At 73.2% G+C, this 18874-nt stretch carries 14 protein-coding genes and 1 pseudogene; 6 read left to right on the plus strand and 9 right to left on the minus strand.

What is annotated here, in order from left to right; all coding sequences use genetic code 11:
• Positions 1-227: 227 nt before the first annotated feature.
• A pseudogene (bdeA, locus tag J2S66_RS23795) lies at positions 228-1115 on the plus strand (bis(hydroxyethyl) terephthalate hydrolase); the annotation flags it as partial.
• Positions 1116-1451: 336 nt separating this feature from the next.
• Here the strand turns inward: bdeA and J2S66_RS23800 are convergent.
• Positions 1452-1934, minus strand: coding sequence for an Lrp/AsnC family transcriptional regulator (locus J2S66_RS23800; protein WP_310309479.1), 483 nt, complete (start codon positions 1932-1934; stop codon positions 1452-1454).
• Positions 1935-2027: 93 nt separating this feature from the next.
• Between J2S66_RS23800 and J2S66_RS23805 the strand changes: the two genes are divergently transcribed.
• The 3 genes from J2S66_RS23805 to J2S66_RS23815 all read left to right on the plus strand — a co-directional run bounded on the left by J2S66_RS23805 (position 2028) and on the right by J2S66_RS23815 (position 4108).
• The gene (locus J2S66_RS23805) at positions 2028-2837 is read left to right on the plus strand and encodes an LLM class flavin-dependent oxidoreductase (RefSeq protein ID WP_310309480.1); all 810 of its coding nucleotides are present in this window, start codon (positions 2028-2030) and stop codon (positions 2835-2837) included.
• Positions 2834-3259, plus strand: coding sequence for a nucleoside deaminase (locus tag J2S66_RS23810; RefSeq protein ID WP_310309481.1), 426 nt, complete (start codon positions 2834-2836; stop codon positions 3257-3259). The genes J2S66_RS23805 and J2S66_RS23810 overlap by 4 nt, the downstream gene beginning before the upstream one ends.
• A gap of 177 nt (positions 3260-3436) precedes the next feature.
• Positions 3437-4108: a lytic polysaccharide monooxygenase auxiliary activity family 9 protein gene (locus J2S66_RS23815; protein ID WP_306748321.1), complete on the plus strand. Its 672-nt coding sequence runs from the start codon at positions 3437-3439 to the stop codon at positions 4106-4108.
• A gap of 86 nt (positions 4109-4194) precedes the next feature.
• On the opposite strand, the gene J2S66_RS23820 is transcribed toward J2S66_RS23815, so the two are convergent.
• From J2S66_RS23820 to J2S66_RS23840, 5 genes are all read right to left on the minus strand, one after another.
• On the minus strand, positions 4195-5247 hold the full coding sequence (locus J2S66_RS23820) for an ROK family protein (protein ID WP_310309482.1): 1053 nt from the start codon (positions 5245-5247) through the stop codon (positions 4195-4197).
• 67 nt (positions 5248-5314) lie between these two features.
• Positions 5315-6322, minus strand: a complete 1008-nt coding sequence (locus J2S66_RS23825; RefSeq protein WP_310309483.1) for a Gfo/Idh/MocA family protein — start codon at positions 6320-6322, stop codon at positions 5315-5317.
• Between the two features lie 10 nt (positions 6323-6332).
• Positions 6333-7313 carry an L-glyceraldehyde 3-phosphate reductase gene (gene mgrA, locus J2S66_RS23830; protein WP_310309484.1) on the minus strand — a complete coding sequence of 327 codons (981 nt, stop codon included), beginning with the start codon at positions 7311-7313 and terminating at the stop codon, positions 6333-6335.
• Complete coding sequence (locus tag J2S66_RS23835; protein ID WP_310309485.1) at positions 7310-8170, minus strand: LacI family DNA-binding transcriptional regulator; 861 nt, start codon at positions 8168-8170, stop codon at positions 7310-7312. The genes mgrA and J2S66_RS23835 overlap by 4 nt, the downstream gene beginning before the upstream one ends.
• Positions 8167-10644: a glycoside hydrolase family 2 protein gene (locus J2S66_RS23840; RefSeq protein WP_310309487.1), complete on the minus strand. Its 2478-nt coding sequence runs from the start codon at positions 10642-10644 to the stop codon at positions 8167-8169. Before J2S66_RS23840 ends, J2S66_RS23835 begins: the two co-directional genes overlap by 4 nt.
• A 119-nt stretch (positions 10645-10763) precedes the next feature.
• Between J2S66_RS23840 and J2S66_RS23845 the strand changes: the two genes are divergently transcribed.
• Positions 10764-12884: an alpha-galactosidase gene (locus tag J2S66_RS23845; protein ID WP_310309488.1), complete on the plus strand. Its 2121-nt coding sequence runs from the start codon at positions 10764-10766 to the stop codon at positions 12882-12884.
• Positions 12885-12949: 65 nt separating this feature from the next.
• Entirely contained in the window at positions 12950-14128 is a 1179-nt protein-coding gene (locus tag J2S66_RS23850; protein WP_310309490.1) for an HNH endonuclease signature motif containing protein, read from the plus strand.
• Positions 14129-14131: 3 nt separating this feature from the next.
• Here J2S66_RS23850 and J2S66_RS23855 read toward each other — a convergent pair whose 3' ends face one another.
• The 3 genes from J2S66_RS23855 to J2S66_RS23865 are packed head-to-tail and all read right to left on the minus strand — an operon-like array spanning position 14132 to position 18857.
• A complete protein-coding gene (locus J2S66_RS23855; protein WP_310309491.1) occupies positions 14132-16204 on the minus strand; it encodes a glycoside hydrolase family 36 protein in 2073 nt (690 codons plus the stop codon).
• Positions 16201-17064 carry an ABC transporter ATP-binding protein gene (locus J2S66_RS23860; protein ID WP_310309492.1) on the minus strand — a complete coding sequence of 288 codons (864 nt, stop codon included), beginning with the start codon at positions 17062-17064 and terminating at the stop codon, positions 16201-16203. Before J2S66_RS23860 ends, J2S66_RS23855 begins: the two co-directional genes overlap by 4 nt.
• Entirely contained in the window at positions 17061-18857 is a 1797-nt protein-coding gene (locus tag J2S66_RS23865; RefSeq protein ID WP_310309493.1) for a dipeptide/oligopeptide/nickel ABC transporter permease/ATP-binding protein, read from the minus strand. Before J2S66_RS23865 ends, J2S66_RS23860 begins: the two co-directional genes overlap by 4 nt.
• Positions 18858-18874 lie beyond the last annotated feature (17 nt).

Consider the following 18874-nt stretch of genomic DNA (forward strand, 5'->3'; position numbering starts at 1 on the left):
TTCCGGTACCGGTTCCGGTCAAGGGGGTGAGAGCGCTTCCGTGCAGCTAGTCGTCCCGGTAAATGATCGTCGTCCCGGTACTCGTGATTTGTTTTCATATTCGACGTGTCGAGACGGAGAACCACTACTTTAGCGGTTGAGTGATATTCCTTACTTGACTTCCGAGTAGGTACGCGGGCACGCTCTGCCACCGGGAAGCCCGTCCACAGAGGACTCACCACCAGTCCTTCCCGAACGAGAAGAGCACAACCATGAGGTCACCCCTGTCCCGCCGCGCCCTGATCCTGGCCACGGCGGTCGCCCTCACCACGCCCACCGCGGTCGCCCAGGCCGCCGACAACCCCCACGAGCGCGGACCGGCGCCGACCACCGCGAGCATCGAGGCCACGCGCGGCCCGTTCGCCACCGCCCAGACCACCGTGTCGTCCCTGGCGGTGTCCGGGTTCGGCGGCGGCACCATCCACTACCCCACCAGCACGGCTGAGGGCACCTTCGGCGCGGTCGCCGTCTCGCCCGGCTACACCGCGGCGCAGTCGAGCATCTCCTGGCTCGGCCCGCGCCTGGCGTCGCAGGGCTTCGTCGTGTTCACCATCGACACCAACTCCCGCTACGACCAGCCGTCCTCGCGCGGCGACCAACTCCTCGCGGCCCTGGACTACCTGACCAGGTCCAGCTCCGTGCGCAACCGGATCGACCCCGACCGGCTGGGCGTCATGGGCCACTCGATGGGCGGCGGCGGCGCGCTGGAGGCCACCAAGGACCGCCCCACGCTCCAGGCGTCGATCCCGCTGACCGCCTGGAACACCACCAAGAGCTGGCCCACCGTGCAGACGCCGACGCTCGTCATCGGCGCGGAGAACGACTCCGTCGCCTCGGTGACCACGCACTCCGAGCGGTTCTACACCGGTCTGCCGTCCACCTTGGACAAGGCGTACCTGGAGCTGAACGGCGCCAGTCACTTCGCACCCAACACCCCCAACACGACGATCGCGAAGTACAGCATCGCGTGGCTCAAGCGGTTCATCGACGATGACACCCGCTACGAGCAGTTCCTCTGCCCCGCGCCGCGCGGCACGGCCATCTCCGAGTACCGCGACACCTGCCCGCATTCCTGACCCGTCCCTCCCGCCGTTCGACGCATTCGACCGGTGAGCCGGCCGGCGGTGCCGTCCGCCCTGTCCAGAGGGGTGAACAGCACCGCCGGCCGGATGCGGGAAAGCGCTTGCCAGGGTGAAGAGCGATGCGTTACCTTCCATTGTGGGAGCGTTCCCAGAACCTGTGTCCGGCAGGTGCCAGGACGTCCCGGCGACGCACCGGCGGCGGGCGTTGCCGGGGTCGAAGGGTCGTCGCCGGCGTGGCCGGGCACCGCGTGAGCGCTCACGCGACGCCCGCGGGTCTCCTCGTGGCGACCCTCGCGCCGGCGACGGCTCCGCCGGCTGACCGCGGAGCCGTCACGCGCCTGCGGTGACCCCGGCCTGCCGGGGCTCGTCGGGCGACGACACGCCCCGGTAGGGCAGGGTCCGGCTGTAGACGACGTTCGTGGTGGTGCTGCCGAACGCCATCAGCTCGTCCACCACCCGTTCCAGGTGCGCCATGGAGGTCGCGGCGACCTTGAGGGTGTAGCAGTCGTCCCCCGTGGTGCGCAGGCACTCCAGCACCTCGCCGCGCTCGGCGAGCAGCGCGTGCAGCGGCTCGTGCCGGTTGCCGGGGTACTTCAGCCGCACGACGGCCAGCACGGCGTAGCCGACCTTCGCCAGGTCCACCTCGGCGTGGTAGCCGGTGACCACGCCGGTGGACTCCAGGCGGCGCAGGCGTTCGGTGGTCGCGGACGCGCCGAGGTTGACCCGGCGGCCCAGTTCGGTGAGCGCGAGGCGACCGTCCCGTTGCAGCTCGGCCAGGATCGCCCAGTCGGTGGCGTCGAGGTTCACGGCCATCCGGCCAACATACCGTGGATTCCACGGCTTCCGGCCCCGCAGACCGTGGACGGTCCCTTCACCGGTGGAGCCCTCGCGCCTAGCCTTGGCCGGGTGCGACTCGGTGTGAACGTCCCGAACTTCGGCCCCGGCACCTCACCGGAGGTGCTGCGGAGCTGGGCCCTGACCGTGGAGGGGCTGGGCTTCGACTCCCTGTTCCTGTCCGACCACGTGGTGATCACCCCCGACGTGGCCGAGCAGTACCCGGCGCCGTTCTACGAACCGTTCACCGCGCTGGCGTGGCTCGCCGGGGTCACCTCGCGGCTGCGGCTCGGCACGAGCGTGGTGGTGCTGCCCTACCGCCACCCCCTGCTGGTGGCCCGGATGGCGGCCAACCTCGCCGACCTGTCCGGCGGGCGGTTCGCGCTGGGCGTCGGCGTCGGCTGGGCGCGGCAGGAGTACGCGGCGCTGGGGGTGCCGTTCGAGGCGCGCGGCCGGCTCACCGACGAAGGGCTGGCGGTGGTGCGGGAGCACGCGCCGGACGTGCCCGTGTGGGTGGGCGGGCACTCCGACGCGGCGCTGCGGCGGGCCGTGCGGTTCGGCGACGCGTGGCACGGGCTGCGGCTGACGCCCGCCGCCTTCCGGGACGCGCTGGCGCGGCTGCGGGCGATCGCCGACCGCGAGGAGCGACCCGTGCCCGCGCTCGCCCCGCGCGTCCTGCTGCGGTTGGGGTCCGCGGTCGACGGGGAGCGGCGGCTGCTCGGCGAGGGTTCGACCGGGCAGGTGGTGGACGACCTGGCGGCGCTGCTGGCCGCCGGGGTGGAGGAGGTGGTGCTGGACCCGTTCGTCGGCGACCCCGACGAGACCCGGCACCCGGAGGTCGCGTGGCAGGCGCTCGCGACCGTGCGGAAGGAGTTCGGATGAGCCTGCGACGTGCGGTCGAGCTGGCGCGGGAGGCCCGGGAGTCGGGCAACCCGCCGTTCGGGTCGCTGCTGGTCGGCCCGGACGGCCGGGTGCTGGCCGAGGAGCGCAACACCAGCGTGGTGGACGACGACATCACCGCGCACCCGGAGCTGAAGCTGGCCCGGTGGGCGGCCCGGGAGCTGTCGCCGGAGGTCGCGGCGGGCACGACGATGTTCACCAGCTGCCAACCGTGCGGGATGTGCGCGGGCGCGATCGAGCGCTCCGGGCTGGGCCGCGTGGTGTTCGCGCTGTCCGGCGCGCAGCTGGGCGCGCTCAAGCCCGGTGGCGGCTTCCCCGCCGTGCCGACCGAGGGGCCGGACGGGCACGGCGGGGCGGACGTGCTCGCCGAGGCGCGTGCCGCCGTCGAGGGCTACTACCGGTAGGTCGGGGGGACGGTCCGGCGGCCGGTCCGACGCCGTGCGGGTGGGCCGCCCGGGGCAGCCGTCCGCGCAACTGCTTCGTCCGCGTCCGGGGTTCACAGAAGGTGGTCGGTTCGCTACCTTGGGGAACTGGGAGCGCTCCCAGTCCGCTAGTCGGCACATCCTCAACGTGGAGGACTCATGACCTTCAGACGCGGTCTCCGCACGGTGCTCGGCGTCTTCACCTCGGTGCTGGCGGTCCTCGCCGCCACCGTCGTGGCCCTCATCGGCACCACCGGCGTCGCCAGCGCGCACGGGTCGGTCACCGACCCGCCGTCGCGCAACTACGGTTGTTGGCAGCGCTGGGGCAGCGACCACCTGAACCCGAACATGGGCCAGACGGACCCCATGTGCGCCCAGGCGTGGAAGGCCGACCCCAACGCGATGTGGAACTGGAACGGCCTGTACCGCAACGGTGTCGGGGGCAACCACCAGGGCGCCCTGCCGAACGGCCAGCTGTGCAGCGGCGGTCTCGCCGAGAGCGGCCGGTACCGGGCGCTCGACACGGTGGGCGCGTGGAACACCACCACGAAGCCGCGCCAGTTCACGCTCACCATCACGGACCAGGCGAAGCACGGCGCGGACTACCTCCGCATCTACATCACCCGCCAGGGCGTCAACACGGCCACCCAGCCGCTGCGCTGGAGCGACCTGGAGCTCGTGACCTCCACCGGTCGCTACGGCACCACGGGCCTGTACCAGGCCCAGGTCAACGCGGGCAGCCGCACCGGCCGGCACGTGGTGTTCACGATCTGGCAGGCCAGCCACATGGACCAGGCGTACTACCTCTGCAGCGACGTCGTGTTCCAGTAGGCGGCGACCCGCCTCCCGGAACGGTCTCGCGCACGGGGTCGCGGTGGTGCCCTCGACCACCGCGACCCCGTGCGGCACGCCGGGGGTCACCCGCCGACGGTGGCCGGGAACGCCTCGCCGTCACCGGTCACCGACGCCGCGTTCGCCGGGCCGTGCGGCAGGAACGCCGACCCGCCGCCGCGCGGCACGACGGGTCCGGTGTGCGGTAGGCCCGCGAGCAGCGCGGCGGCGCCGATCAGCCCCGAGTCCACGCCCAGCGTCGCCGGTCGGACCTCGACCCGGCGCATGAAGTCCAGTCCCGAGTAGGCGGCCAGCGGTTCGACCACGGCGGGTTCGAGCAGGTCCCACGCCTGCGCCACGCCGCCGCCGATCACCACCCGGTCGATCTCGCACAGCGCCGAGGCCACCGTGACGACGCGGGCGACCGCCTCGCCGGACCGCCGGAACGCCGCCCGCGCGGCGGGGTCGCCCGCCCGCGCCGACGCCGCGAGCGCGACGCCGTCGGCCGCACCGCCGAGCGGCCGCCACCCCTGCTCCAGCGCCCAGCGCACCATCGCCGGGCCGCTGGCGACGGCCTCCGAGCAGCCCTGCGCGCCGCACCCGCACAGCGGCCCGGCGGGGTCGACCACGAAGTGGCCGACGTGCCCGGCGTTGCCCGTGGTGCCGAAGTGGGGTCGGCCGTCGAACACGAACCCGCCGCCGACGCCGGTGGAGACGACCATGCCGAGCAGGCACGCGCTGCCGCGCCCGGTGCCGTGGTGGTACTCGGCGAGCGCCATGCACAGCGCGTCGCCGCCGAGCCGCACCGGCAGGCCGGGGAGGAGTCCGGCGACGTGCGCGGTGACGGGGAAGTCGCGCCAGCCGGGGATGTTGACCGGGCTGACGGTGCCCGTCCGCAGGTCCATCGGCGCGGCCGAGGCGATGCCGACGCCCAGGAGTTCCCGCCCCGTCGCGGCGGCGTGGTCGACCACCTCGGTCACGACCCCCGCGAGCGCCCGCCAGACGGTCCCCGCGTCACCGGCGGGCGTCGGCGCGGTGCGGCGGGCGAGCACGGTGCCGTCCGGTCCGACCAGGGCCGCCGCGAGCTTCGTGCCGCCGATGTCGAGGGCGACCGCGACGGGGTCGGGTGCAGGGCACATGGAACTTAGTTAAGTGGTTAAGCAAAGTTCCGTCAAGGGGATGCCGCTCGTCGTCCGGCCGCCCGGCTCACCCGATGCCCGGCGCGCGCACCTCGACGCGGGCGCCGCCCCGTTCGAGGCTGTCCCAGGCCGCCAGCAGCACGGCCACCGTGCCCAGGTTCGCCCGGCCGGACAGGGACGACGCCCGGCCCTCGTGGACGGCGTCCGCGAAGTCCCGCACCACGGCCACGCGGTCGCCCACGCCCGCCTTCGACGGCGGGGCCTCCACCGGCACCGTCTCCGGCGGCAGGCCGGCCCGGTGCACCGTCACGCGGGACAGGTTCACCAGGCTCTCCCCCGACCACTCCACCGCGCCGCCGTCCCCCTCGACCACCCACTCGCCGGACCACGGCGTGGTGGTCACCTGGCTGCTGGTCGAAGCGCTGTACTCGACCAGCGCGCCACCGACCAGTTCCAGGGTCGCGGAGAACGACGACAGCAGCGCGTCCGGGTCCTGACCGCGCCGCCAGCGGTGGGCGGTGACCGCGACGACCTCACCCAGCAGGTGCCTGACCAGGTCGAAGTGGTGCGCGGCCAGCTGGTGCAGGACCGAGGTGTCCGGTGACGGCCCGAGCGCCTGGAAGCGGTGGTCGCGCCGGAACGACACGCGGGCGTTGCGGACCCGCCCGACGTGCGCCAGCGCCTCCTCCGCGACCGCGACCGCCGGGAAGAAGCGGTGGTTCTGGGACACCAGCAGGACCAGGCCGCGCGACTCGGCCAGCTCGACCAGCTCCACCGCCTCGGCCAGGTCCAGCGTGAACGGCTTCTCCAGCAGCACGTGCCTGCCCGCCTCCAGGGCGGTCCGCGCCAGCGGGCCGTGCGCGCCCAGGGAGGTGGTGACCAGGACCGCGTCGAAGTCGGCCGACCAGTCGACGGCGGCCGACGCCGGGGCGCCGGTCAGCGCGGTGAACTCGGCGCGCCGCAACGGGTCGGTGTCCACGAAGCCGACCGCCGCCAGCTCCGGCGCCTCGGGCAGGACGCGCACGGCCCAGTCGGTGCCCCACGCGCCCAGTCCGACCTGGACGGTCCTGATCACCGCTCCGCCGTCACAGGTGGCGCTCGATCTCGGCCAGTTCGTCGTCCGTGAAGTCCAACCGCGCGGTCGCCGCCACGTTGTCCTCCAGCTGCCGCACGCTCGACGCGCCCACCAGCGCGGAGGTGACGTTGCGCAGCACCCACGCGATGGCGAGCTGCGCCAGCGTCTGACCGCGCCCCTCGGCGACGGCGTTCAGGGCCCGCACCTTCGCCAGCGTCGCCTCGTCGAGCCGGTCGGCGCCGAGGAACGGCGACGAGCCGGCCGCGCGGGAGTCGGCGGGGATGCCGTGGAGGTAGCGGTCGGTCAGCACGCCCTGCGCCAGCGGCGAGAACGCGATGCTGCCCGCGCCCACCTCGGCCAGCACGTCCAGCAGGCCGTCCTCGACCCACCGGTTGAACATCGAGTACGACGGCTGGTGGATCAGCAGCGGCGTGCCCAGTCCGCGCAGCACCGCCGCGGCCTCGCGGGTCTGCTCGGCCGAGTAGTTGGAGATGCCGGCGTAGAGCGCCTTGCCGGAGCGGACGGCGTGGTCGAGCGCGCCCATCGTCTCCTCGATCGGCGTGTCCGGGTCCGGCCGGTGGTGGTAGAAGACGTCCACGTGGTCGAGGCCGAGCCGCCGCAGCGACCGGTCCAGCGAGGACAGCAGGTGCTTGCGGGAGCCCCACTCGCCGTACGGGCCCTCCCACATGTCGTACCCGGCCTTGGTGGAGACCAGGATTTCGTCCCGGTGCGCCGCGAGGTCCAGGGCGAACAGCCGGCCGAAGTTCTCCTCCGCGCTGCCGGGCGGCGGGCCGTAGTTGTTCGCCAGGTCGAAGTGCGTCACGCCCAGGTCGAACGCCCTGCGCAGGATCGCGCGCTGGCCGTCCAGCGCCTTGTCGTGGCCGAAGTTGTGCCACAGGCCCAGGGACACGGCGGGCAGCTTCAGCCCGCTGCGGCCGGACCGGCGGTAGGGCATGGAGTCGTAGCGGTCGGCGGCGGGCTGGTGGGTCATGGTCTCCCCTGGTGCGGTGCGGCCGTGCTGGCGCGCGGGACGAGCGTCGCGGTGGGCGACCAGCGCTCGGCGACGTCGCCGCCGCCGACCAGCTCCAGCACCGATTCCGCGACCGTGACGCCGAACTGGTGCACGTCCACGCTCATGGTGGTGAGCGCGGGCGACGCCAGCCGGCACAGCGACGAGTCGTCCCAGGCGACGAGGCTGAGCCGCTCGGGCACGGCGAAACCCAGTTCCTTGGCGACGCCCAGGCCGGCCACGGCCATCACGTCGTTGTCGTAGAGGATCGCGGTGGGCGGCTCGGCGGCGTCGAGCAGGGTCGCGGTGAGCTTCGCCCCGGACTCCTCGGAGTAGTCGCCCTCCAGCACGACGGGCTCGACGCCCGCCCGCGCGCACCCCTCCAGCAGCGCGGCGGTGCGCGCCCTGGTGTGCAGCAGGGTCTCCGGGCCGGTGACCCGGGCGATCCGCCGGTGCCCCAGCTCCAGCAGGTACGCGAGGGCCTCGCGGACCGGCCCGGCGTCGTCCGAGCGGACGGCGGGCACGGCGAGCTCGTCCGGTTCGCCGACGAACAGCGCCGGCAGGCCCATCTCCCGCAGGACGGCCGGGCGGTGGTCGTCGACGGTGCGGTTCACGACCACCACCGCGTCGACCACGCCGCCCGCCGCCCACCGGCGGTAGGCGGCGATCTCGGCGTCCTCGGTGCCCACGACGTGCAGCAGGACGGAGCGGTCGTCCTCCGCCAGCCGTTCCTCGATGCCCGCGATGAACTCCATGAAGAACGGCTCCGCGCCCAGCAGCCGCGCGGGACGGGCCAGGACGAGGCCGACCGAACGGGTGGAGGCGGAGCCGGTGGTCACGTCCGCACCGCGCTCAGGGCGTTGGCGGAGCGCAGCACCAGCGGGCCGGTGAGCGCGCTCGGGTCGGCCAGCTCCGCGGCGGTGCGCACCAGGAACGAGTGCGACTCACCGGCGACCAGCGTGACCAGGGCGTCGTCCACGACGGCGTCCTCGGCGACCCGGTCCGGCAGCAGGGCGACGTCGCGGGCGAACGAGGAGGCGACGACGTCCACCCGATAGCCGCCGTCGACCCGGGCGACCTCGGCGGACAGCGGGGCGGGGTGGTAGGCCAGCTCCAGGTCCTCCAGGAACACGTGCGCGGCGCGCGCGTCGGCCGTGCTCACGACCAGCACCTCTCCCTTCGGGTCGGTGGGCGTCACGAGGTCCTCCGCCAGATCCAGCGTCGCCACCGACCGCGCCGGCACGTCGAGCGGAATCGTAGCCGCCGCCAGGACCTCCCCCGCGAACGTCTGCCGCGTGACCGCCACCTCACCCGTCCAGGCCGCGTCGGTGTCGTTGACGGCGAGCAGCGCGTCCCGGCCGTCGCGCGGCTGCACGGTGAGCAGGCGCGGCGCGAAGGCGTGCCGCAGCGCGTAGTAGAGCGGCTTGGGGCGCTCGTCGCCGTCCACGGCGGCCCACGACGTGACCGGCCAGCAGTCGTTGAGCTGCCAGACGACGGCGCCCGCCGTGCGCGGCCAGTGCGAGCGGAAGTGCTCGATCCCGAACGCGACGGCGCGGGCCTGGTTGAGCTGGGTCGCCCAGTGCCAGTCCTCGAACGACCCGGGCGCCGGCAGGTGCGGCGCGAGGCCCCGGTCCAGCTTGCCGTTGCCGTCCTCGGCCTTCTGGTGCAGCAGGAACCCGGGCGAGGTGGGCGTCATCGGCTCGTCGTGCACCCACCTGGTGAGCGTCGCCCAGGTGGGCGGGCCCTGGAAGCCGAACTCGGAGCAGAAGCGGGGCGTGAAGTCGCGGTAGCGGGTGTAGTCGAGGCGGTTCCACACCTCCCACTCGTGCCGGGTGCCGTGGGTGTCCTCGTTGGGGTGCAGGTCGCCGGGGCTGTACGGGCTGCCCGGCGAGTACGGCCGGGTCGGGTCCAGCTCGGCGACGATCGCGGGCAACAGCTCCTCGTAGAACCGCAGGCCCCAGGTGCGGCCCTGGAGCTGCTCCTGCCAGCCCCAGTCCCGGTAGCCCCACAGGTTCTCGTTGTTGCCGTTCCACAGCGCCAGGGAGGCGTGCGAGGTGAGCCGGGCGACGTTCTCGCGGGCCTCGGCCTCGACCTCCTCCCACATCGGGGACTCCTCGGCGTAGGCGGCGCAGGCGAACGGGAAGTCCTGCCAGACCAGCACGCCGCGCTCGTCGCAGACGTCGTAGAAGTCCTCGGTCTCGTAGATGCCGCCGCCCCAGATGCGGAGCATGTTCATGTTGGCGTCCACGGCCTGCTCGACGCGGCGGACCAGGCGGTCGCGGGTGACGCGGGTGAGGAAGTGGTCGTCGGGAATCCAGTTGGCGCCCTTGGCGAACACGCGCACGCCGTTCACGACGAAGGTGAACGGTGAACCGACCTCGTCGGGTTCGGTGTCCACGGTGACCGTGCGGAAGCCGACGCGCCGGTCCCGCGCGTCGACCTCGACGCCGTCCGCTTCGAGGGTGACGCGCAGGTCGTGGAGGGGGTGGTCGCCGTAGCCCACGGGCCACCACAGGTCGACGTCCGGCACCTCGACGGCCACCGCGGCGGTGTCGCCGCCCACCGCGACCCGCCGCTCCACGCCGCCGACCGAGACGACGACGGCGAGGTCCGCACCGACCGCGCCACCGGTTCCGGCTGCCCGGTCGGCTCCGGCGCGGTCGACGGCGACGTGCACCTCGACCCGACCGGTGCCGTCGGCGTCCACCGTGACCAGCGGGCGCACCTCGCGGAAGCGCGCGGCGGACCAGCGCTCCAGCCGCACCGGCTTCCAGATGCCCGCGGTCTGGAGGTCGGGGCCCCAGTCCCAGCCGAACGAGCAGGCCATCTTGCGCACCGCGTTGAACGGGTGGCCGTAGGCGCGATCACGCCGGCCCAGGGCCTCCTCCTGCTCCTCGGCGTGGGCGAGGGCGGAGCGGAACGTGACGACCAGCTCGTTGGCGCCGTCGCGCAGGGCGTCGCGCACGTCGAAGCGGTACGACCGGTGCATGTTGGCGGTGCGGCCGAGGACGTGGCCGTTCAGCTCGACGGTGGCCACGGTGTCCAGGCCGTCGAAGGCCAGCTCGACCTCCTCGCCGTCGCGCGGCCCGTCGGCCTCGAACGTGGTGGTGTAGCGCCAGTCCGCGCGGTGCATCCACACCAGCTCGGACTCGTTCGTGTCGAGGTAGGGCTCGGGGATGAGGCCCGCCGCGAGCAGGTCGAGGTGCGTGCTGCCGGGGACGGCGGCCGGGACCTCGCGACCCGCGACGTCCGCCGGCACCGGCCCGCCCACCGCGCTCACACGCCACCCGTCGTGCAAGGTCGTACGGATCATCGTTCCTCTTTCCGGCGGCGACGGTGGCTTTCCGCCCTGCGAACATCAGGGTATGGCGATTCTTACGCCAGCAACTAAAGTAAGTCAACGAGGTTCACCACCAGAGAGGAAGGCCACAAGTGGCAGACGTGAGGCACCTGCGCGCGGCAGGGGTGAGCCTGGTGCTGGACTTCACCGGCGGCACCCTCCCCCGGATCCGCCACTGGGGCGCGGACCTGGGCGCGCTCTCCGAGTCCGAACTCGACGCGGTGGTGCTGGCCCGGTCGCCGCACCCCATCGGCTTCTCCGTGGACGGGGCCGTGGACGTGGCCGTGCTGCCCGAGCAGTCGGCCGGCTGGCTCGGCACGCCCGGCATCGTCGGCAACCGCGCCGGGCGCGACTTCTCCACCGCGTTCCGCGTCCTGTCGGTGGACGGGCCGGTGGTGCGCGCGACGGACGAGGCGGCCGGGCTGGAGCTGGAGCTGACGGTCGAACTGCTGCCGTCGGGTCTGCTGCGGCAACGCGCCGCACTCACCAACACCGGCACGGGGCCGTTCTCGGTGGACGCGGTCAACCTGACGCTGCCCGTGCCCACCGAGGCCGTGGAGCTGCTGGACTTCACCGGCCGCTGGGGGCGCGAGCGCAGCCCGCAGCGGACCGCGTTCACGCAGGGCCTGCGCGTCCGGGAGAACAGGACGGGCCGCACCGGCTACGACTCGGCGTACCTGCTCGCGGCGGGCACGGCGGGCTTCGGCAACCGCTCCGGCGAGGTGTGGGCCGTGCACACCGCCTGGTCCGGCAACCACCGCACGTTCGCCGAGCGCACCTACCACTCGGTGTCACTGCTCGGGTCGGGCGAGCTGCTGCTGTCCGGCGAGGTCGTGCTCGCGCCCGGCGAGGCGTACACGTCGCCGTGGCAGTACGCGTCGTGGGGCGTGGGCCTCGACGAGGTGTCCGCCCGGTTCCACCGGCACCTGCGGTCGCGGCCCTCGCACCCGTCCTCGCCGCGCCCGGTCGTGGTGAACACGTGGGAGGCGGTGTACTTCGACCACGACCTGGACCGGTTGACCGCGTTGGCGGACGCGGCGGCGTCGGTCGGCGCGGAGCGGTTCGTGCTCGACGACGGCTGGTTCGGCTCGCGCCGCGACGACAAGCGCGGGTTGGGCGACTGGTACGTGTCCGACGAGGTGTGGCCCGACGGCCTGACGCCGCTGACCGACCACGTGACCGGCCTGGGCATGCAGTTCGGCATCTGGGTCGAACCGGAGATGGTGAACCCCGACTCGGACCTGGCGCGGGCGCACCCGGACTGGCTCATGGCGGCGGGCGACCGGCTGCCCGGTCCCGCGCGGTCGCAGCAGGTGCTCGACCTGGCCCGGCCGGAGGCGTACGCGTACGTCCTGGAGCGGTTGGACGACCTGCTGTCCACGTACCCGGTGTCCTACCTGAAGTGGGACCACAACCGCGACCTCGTCGACGCGGGGCACCGCCCGACCGGCCGCGCGGGCGTGCACGGCCAGACGCTCGCCGTGTACCGGCTGCTCGACGAACTGCGCGCCCGCCACCCCGGCGTGGAGATCGAGTCGTGCTCGTCCGGCGGGGCGCGGGTGGACCTGGAGGTGCTGGAGCGCACCGACCGGGTGTGGGTGTCGGACTGCATCGACGCGCTGGAGCGGCAGTCCGTGCAGCGGTGGACGAACGCCCTGATCCCGCTGGAGCTGATGGGCACGCACGTCGGCGCGGGGACGTCGCACACGACCCGCCGGAGCCACCCGCTGGACTTCCGGGCCGGCACGGCGTTGTTCGGGCACTTCGGCATCGAGTGGGACCTGACGGCGGCATCACCCTCCGACCTCGACCGGCTGCGGGAGTGGGTGGCCCTCTACAAGTCCCTGCGCGGGCTGCTGCACACCGGGGTCGCCGTGCACGGCGACCACCCGGACCCGGCGGTCGACGTGCACGGCGTGGTGGCGGAGGACGGGTCGGACGCGGTGTTCGCCGTGGTGTCCGTGGCGACGTCGGCCTACTACCCGCCCGGTCCGGTGCGGCTGCCCGGCCTGGCCCCCGATCTGCGCTACCACGTGCGGCCCCTGGCACCCGGTGACGTGCCTGCCGGGAACGCGGACGACTGGGGCGTGCGGCTGCCGTGGTGGACGCCCTCGGGGGTGACGCTGCCCGGTCGGGTGCTCGGGTCGGCCGGTGTGCAGACCCCGGTGCAGCACCCGGAGAGGTTGGTGCTGCTGCGGGCGACGGCGGTGTGAACCAACATCATCTACCGCCCGATCGAGTGATGAAATGGGAACTCGCGTTCGAATAGCCTGAATTCATGGACGTGTCGCCCGCGCTGCTCTCCGACGATGGTGTGTTCGCCACCATCGCCGAGGTGGAGGCTGCGCTGCGGGCGTTGCACGTGCGGCGGTTGCGGTTGTTGGCCGAGGTGCTGCGGCGCGGGCTGGACGTGGATTCCTACCGGCGTCTGGTGCGCGCCGACGCGCGCGAGGTGAAGCGGTGGACGGCGCAGGTGACCCTGTTCCTGCCCTCGCTCAGCCCCACCGGCCAACCACTCCCACCCCTGCACCCCACGACGGGTGCGCTGTTGGAGGAACTCTCCGACGGCCACCTGACGGAACTGGCGCGGGCCATCTCGCTGCGCCTGCCCGAGGGGTCGGAGGAAATCCTCGTTCAGGCGGCCCGGTCGGTGGAGCCGAAAGCGGTGCGGCAGTTGACCGACCGGATTCGCGACCGCGCCGAACAGGACCGCGTCGATGAAGTGGACGAGGCCGCCGCCGACCCCGGCGACGTGCTGCACCTGCGCGACCTGCCCGGCGGACGACTCGAATTCTTCGGAGAACTGTCCGCCGAGAGCGGAGCGCGGTTCACCGCGATGATCGAACCACTCTCCACACCCCGACCGGACGGCCCCCGCGACGCGGCACGACGCAGGGGCGAGGCATTCGCCGACCTGATCCACCTCGCCTCACGCTCCACCGACCTGCCGTCAGAGGCCGGAGAGCGCCCGCACATCAGCGTCACCATCGACCACGACACCCTCCGCCGGGGCGTCGGGCACGCCTTGTTGGACGGCGACCGACACCTCAGCGCGGCCCAAGCCCGCCGCATCGCCTGCGACGCCAAAATCGTCCCCGTCGTCCTCGGCGGCGACTCCGAGGTGCTCGACCTGGGACGCGCCAAACGGACCGTGAGCGTCGCCCAGCGCCGGGCTTTGCACGCGCGCGACCGGGGCTGCGCCTTCCCCGACTGCCACCGACCACCCAAGTGGTGCGACGCCCACCACATCCAACACTGGGCAGACGGCGGGCCTACCGACCTGTCGAACCTCGTGCTGCTCTGCCGCACCCACCACAGCCTCATCCACCACTCGCAGTGGCAGATCACCACGACCGGCGGAACGCCGACGTTCATCCCACCCCGACACATCGGCCCCGCACAGAGGCCACGCCAGAACCTGCTCCACCGACCACCCACCCCGGCACTGGCCGCGTGACGGTCACAGTCTGACCACGACGGCAGCCGGTGCGGTGCCGTCGTGGGAGGCGTGCAGAACACCTCCTTCCGCGTCCCAGTCAAACGACCACGACGGCGTGGACAGCGGGAACACCGACAGCGGGAACACCGGCGTGACCTCCACGGCCCGCCCGCGCAGGTGCGGCACGGGCAGGGCGACGCCGGGCGCCGCGTCGGGCAGCCGCCACAGGGTCAGGTAGGTCGAACCCGCGCGCAGGCCCGTCGCCACCCACGGACCGGGGCGTGAGGTCAGGCCCAGGGGCCAGAACGGGACGGACGCCGCGATCTCCGGCCGCAGCGCCTTGTGCGCGTCCACCGCTGACCGCACCAGAGCCCGCCGCCCCTCGTCCATCAGGTCCACCCGACCTGCCAGGTAGAGCCGGCCCAGGATGCCCGTGGCCAGGGTGAAGACCGCTTCGTCGACGCTCATCCCCGGCTGTGCGTACGCCCAGTTCCCGCACTGCTCGGGCAGCACGGACGCGGGGGCGGCGGCGGCGATCCTGGGGTACAGCAAGGGGTTCTGCTGGTCCGATGTGGACTGGACGTGCAGCCTGGACAGCATCGCGTAGTCCATCCGCATCGCGCCGGACGCGCAGTTCTCGATCAGCAGCGCCGGGTGGCGGGCCAGTACGCCGTCCAGCCACGCCAGGTGGGCGCGGTTGTGGCCCAGCAGGCCGTCGCCCGGCGCCAGGCCGCCGACGTCCGTGCCCGCGCCCGGCATGATGTTGTAGTCCAGCTTCAGGTAGCCGATGCCGAAGTCGCGCACCACCCTGTCGACCACCTCGTCCAGGTGCGCGACCGCCGCGGGGTGGCGCAGGTCCAGGTGGAACCGGCCGTGCTCGCCGACGCGCGCGCCGTGCCGCTGGAAGAACGCGTCGGCGGGCAGCGTCCGGGCCAGGGCGGAGCGGACGCCGACGACCTCGGGTTCCAGCCACAGCCCCGGCACCATGCCGTGCGACCGGATGCGGTCGGTGACCTCGCCGAGCCCGCCGGGGAAGCGGGTGCGCGACGGCTGCCACTCGCCGACGCTGTCCCACCAGGCGCCGTCCTCGTCGTACCAGCCCGCGTCGACGCAGAAGACGTCCGCGCCGACGTCGGCCGCCGCGTCGACCAGCGGCAGCAGCTTCTCCGTGGTCGGGTCGCCCATCAGCGTGTTCATGTAGTCGTTGAAGATCACCGGCAGTTCCGGTGCGCGCCGGTCGCGCAGCGTGGCCCGCCGCTGCCGGGTCAGGGCGGCGAACGCCCCGTCCACCCCGCCGCGGGCGATGGCCAGCGACACGGGGACGGTGGTGAAGGGCTGGTCGCGGGTCACCACCCTCGCCCACTGGTGCTCGCCGTCCGCCGGGCCGAGCAGCGCCAGGTACGCCCCGGCGACGGTCTCGCCGACCTCCCAGTGCCACGCGCCGTTGTGCTCGACCTGCCACGCCAGCGCCCAGCTGTCGTCACGGGCCACGAGCGCGCCGGACGGCAGGTGCTCGCCCGTGGACCACGAGCTGCGCGAGGTCAGCGCGAACCGGCTGCGCGAGGCGTGGTGGTGCGCGGTCGGGTCCATCGGGACCAGGCCGGCCTCGCGCAGCGGCGTGCGGTGCCAGCGGGACTCGGCGACCCAGTCCGAGTCGCCGTGCACCAGGTCCAGCTCGTCGACCGCGCGACCGGAGTCGACCAGGAACGCCCCGGTGGACAGCGACGTGACGGCCTGGAGGTGCACCGGCTCGCCGGTGACCGCCACCTCGGTCCACGCCGTCACCGCGGGCACGTCGGCCACGCCCCGGAACACCGAGGTGACCACGAGGCCCGTCACGTCGTCGTGCTGGACCACGCGCAGCTCGTCCGCCGACGCCGAGTGGTCCCGGTACCGCAGCCGCGCGCCGATCGTGGTGTCGGCGTAGCGGTGGCTGCCGGGGAACCGGCCGTGCCCGTGGGCCTGCACCTCGACCAGCGGCACGCCGGGGCCGTCCGGGGGACCGTCCGGGCGCAGCGAGAGCAGGCTCACCGGGCCGTCGTCGTCGGTCCGCAGCAGCAGCCGCACGGCGCCGGTCGACCAGGTCAGCGTCATGACGCCGCGTCCTCCCACCGCCGGGTGCGGTGGTCGTACGCGGCGGCGGCGCCGGCGCGTACGACCTCGGCGGGGTCGATGTCGACGACGCGACCGCGCGCGTCCGGGTTCGGCGCGGCGGACGCCAGGATGCGGGTGTACGGGTGCTGCGGGTTCAGGATCACGTCGTCGGCGGGGCCGCGTTCGACGACCCGTCCCTTGTAAAGCACCAGGATGTCGTCCGAGAAGTGCCGGGCCGTCGCCAGGTCGTGGGTGATGTAGAGGACGGCCAGGTCCTCCTCGCGCTGGAGCCGGGCCATCAGGTTGAGCACGCCGAGCCGGACCGACACGTCCAGCATGGACACCGGTTCGTCGGCCACCACGACCTTCGCGCCGGGCGCCAGGGCGCGGGCGATGGCGACGCGCTGCCGCTGGCCGCCGGACAGCTCGTGCGGGCGGCGGGCGGCGATGTCGCGGCCGGGCAGGGACACCCGGTCGAGCAGCCGCACCACCTCGTCCCAGCCGTGCGGTCGCCCGTGCAGCTTGAGGGGCCGTTCGAGGTGGTGGGCGATGGTGTGGAACGGGTTGAGCGAGGCGAACGGGTCCTGGAACACCATCTGCACGTGGTCGCGGTAGCGCCGGTCGGGCACGCGCCGCCCGTCGTCGGTGGTGACCTCGACGTCGCCGCCGCTGGGCTCCTCCAGCCGGGCGATCATCCGGGCGATGGTGGACTTGCCGGAGCCCGACTCGCCGACGAGCGCGACCGTGCGGCCGGGGGTGAGGGTGAACGACACGCGGTCCACGGCGCGCAGCTTCACGCGCTTGAGGCCGACCCGGACGTGGAAGTCCTTGACCAGCCCGTTCGCCGTCAAGGTGGTCATCGGACGCCTCCGGGGGCCGAGGGTTCGCCGGACCGCACGAACGCGCCGCGCTCGCCGGTCAGGCTGGGGAACGAGTCGAGCAGTTGCCGCGTGTACGGGTGGGACGGGTTCTCGTACACCTCCTGCGCGGTGGCGTACTCGACGACCTCGCCGTCCTTCATCACGGCGATGCGGTCGGCCAGCTCCAGCAGCAGCGGCAGGTCGTGGGTGATGAACAGGACGGCGAAGCCGATCTCGTCGCGCAGCCGCAGGATCTCCCGCAGGATGCCGCGCTGCACGACCACGTCGAGCGCGGTCGTCGGCTCGTCCATGATCATGACCTGGGGGTCGAGCAGCAGGGCCATGGCGATCATGACGCGCTGCCGCATGCCGCCGGACAGCTCGTGCGGGTAGGACGTCAGCCGCCGCACGTCGACGCCGACGAGCTCCAGCACCTCCTCGCACCTGGCCCGGCGCTGCTCCCGGGTCATCCCCGGGCGGTGCGTGGTGAGCACGTCCTCCAGTTGCGCCCGGACCGTGAGGACCGGGTTGAGGGCGTTCATCGCGCCCTGGAACACCATGGACAGCTTCGACCAGCGGAACGCCCGCAGCTCGCCCGGCGTGAGCGCCAGGACGTCGACGTCGCCGCCCTCGCGGTCGTGGAACGTCACCGTGCCCGCGGTGACCTCGGCCGGGGGCAGGTGCAGCCGGTTGACCGCGTAGGCGAGCGTGGTCTTGCCGCAGCCGGACTCGCCGGCGAGGCCCAGGATCTCGCCGCGCCGCAGCGTGACGGACACGTCCTCGACCGCGTGCACGGGCCGTTCGACCTGGTAGACGACCGACAGGCCGCGCACGGTCAGCACCACGTCGTCGTCCGGGCGTGCCACGGGCTCGGGCGTGCGGGCGACGTCGGCCTCCCGGCGGCGGGGGATGTCGCGCAGCTTCGGGTCGATGATCTCGTCGATGCTGAAGTTGACCAGCGACAGGCCGCAGCCGAACAGGGCGATGACCAGGCCGGGCGGCACGAACCACCACCACGCCTCGCGCTGGAGGGCGAACCCGTTCTGCGCGTAGTAGAGCATCGTGCCGAGCGTGGACGAGTTGGACGCGCCCAGGCCGAGGAACGACAGGCCGGCCTCGCTGAGGATCGCGTAGATGACGGAGAACACGAACTGCGAGGCCAGCAGGGGCAGCAGGTTGGGCAGGATCTCGACGGTGATGACGCGCCACGGCTTCTCGCCCGCGACCCGGGCCGCGGCCACGTAGTCGCGGTTGCGCAGCGACAGCGTCTGGGCGCGCAGCACGCGGGCGGACGCGGCCCAGCCGGTGATGGCGAGCACCACCGCGATCGTCCACGAGCCGCGCTGGTCGGCGGGCACGAACGCGGAGATCACGATCACCAGCGGCAGGCCGGGGATCACCAGCATGACGTTGGAGAACAGCGAGAACGCCTCGTCGACGTACCCGCCGACGTAGCTGCCGACGATGCCGAACAGCGCGGACAGGAACGTCGCCATCACGCCGACCAGCAGCCCCAGGTACAGCGAGCCGCGGGTGGCGTACGCGATCTGGGCGACGACGTCCTGGCCGGTCAGCGTGGTGCCGAGCCAGAACTCGCCGCCGGGCGGGGTGAGGCCGGTGTCGCGGATGGCGTTCGGGTCGCCCACGACGAGCGGCCCGACCAGGCCGATGAGGGTGATGACGGTGATCAGGCCGAGGCCGATCGCCAGCTTCGGCGACCAGCGCGGCAGCATCGAGCGCCGGCCGGAGCGGCCGGGCGGCGGCGCGACGGTCACGGGACTGAGGTTGGTCACGGTGTCCGCTCTCCTTC

The organism is Saccharothrix longispora (assembly GCF_031455225.1).
Taxonomy (GTDB): Bacteria; Actinomycetota; Actinomycetes; order Mycobacteriales; family Pseudonocardiaceae; genus Actinosynnema; species Actinosynnema longispora.

Coding starts and splice junctions, on each gene's coding strand:
- J2S66_RS23800 (WP_310309479.1), bottom strand. CDS start 1,934: ATGGCCGTGAACCTCGACGCCACCGACTGGGCGATCCTGGCCGAGCTG.
- J2S66_RS23810 (WP_310309481.1), top strand. CDS start 2,834: ATGAGCCTGCGACGTGCGGTCGAGCTGGCGCGGGAGGCCCGGGAGTCG.
- J2S66_RS23815 (WP_306748321.1), top strand. CDS start 3,437: ATGACCTTCAGACGCGGTCTCCGCACGGTGCTCGGCGTCTTCACCTCG.
- J2S66_RS23820 (WP_310309482.1), bottom strand. CDS start 5,247: ATGTGCCCTGCACCCGACCCCGTCGCGGTCGCCCTCGACATCGGCGGC.
- mgrA (WP_310309484.1), bottom strand. CDS start 7,313: ATGACCCACCAGCCCGCCGCCGACCGCTACGACTCCATGCCCTACCGC.
- J2S66_RS23840 (WP_310309487.1), bottom strand. CDS start 10,644: ATGATCCGTACGACCTTGCACGACGGGTGGCGTGTGAGCGCGGTGGGC.
- J2S66_RS23850 (WP_310309490.1), top strand. CDS start 12,950: ATGGACGTGTCGCCCGCGCTGCTCTCCGACGATGGTGTGTTCGCCACC.
- J2S66_RS23855 (WP_310309491.1), bottom strand. CDS start 16,204: ATGACGCTGACCTGGTCGACCGGCGCCGTGCGGCTGCTGCTGCGGACC.
- J2S66_RS23860 (WP_310309492.1), bottom strand. CDS start 17,064: ATGACCACCTTGACGGCGAACGGGCTGGTCAAGGACTTCCACGTCCGG.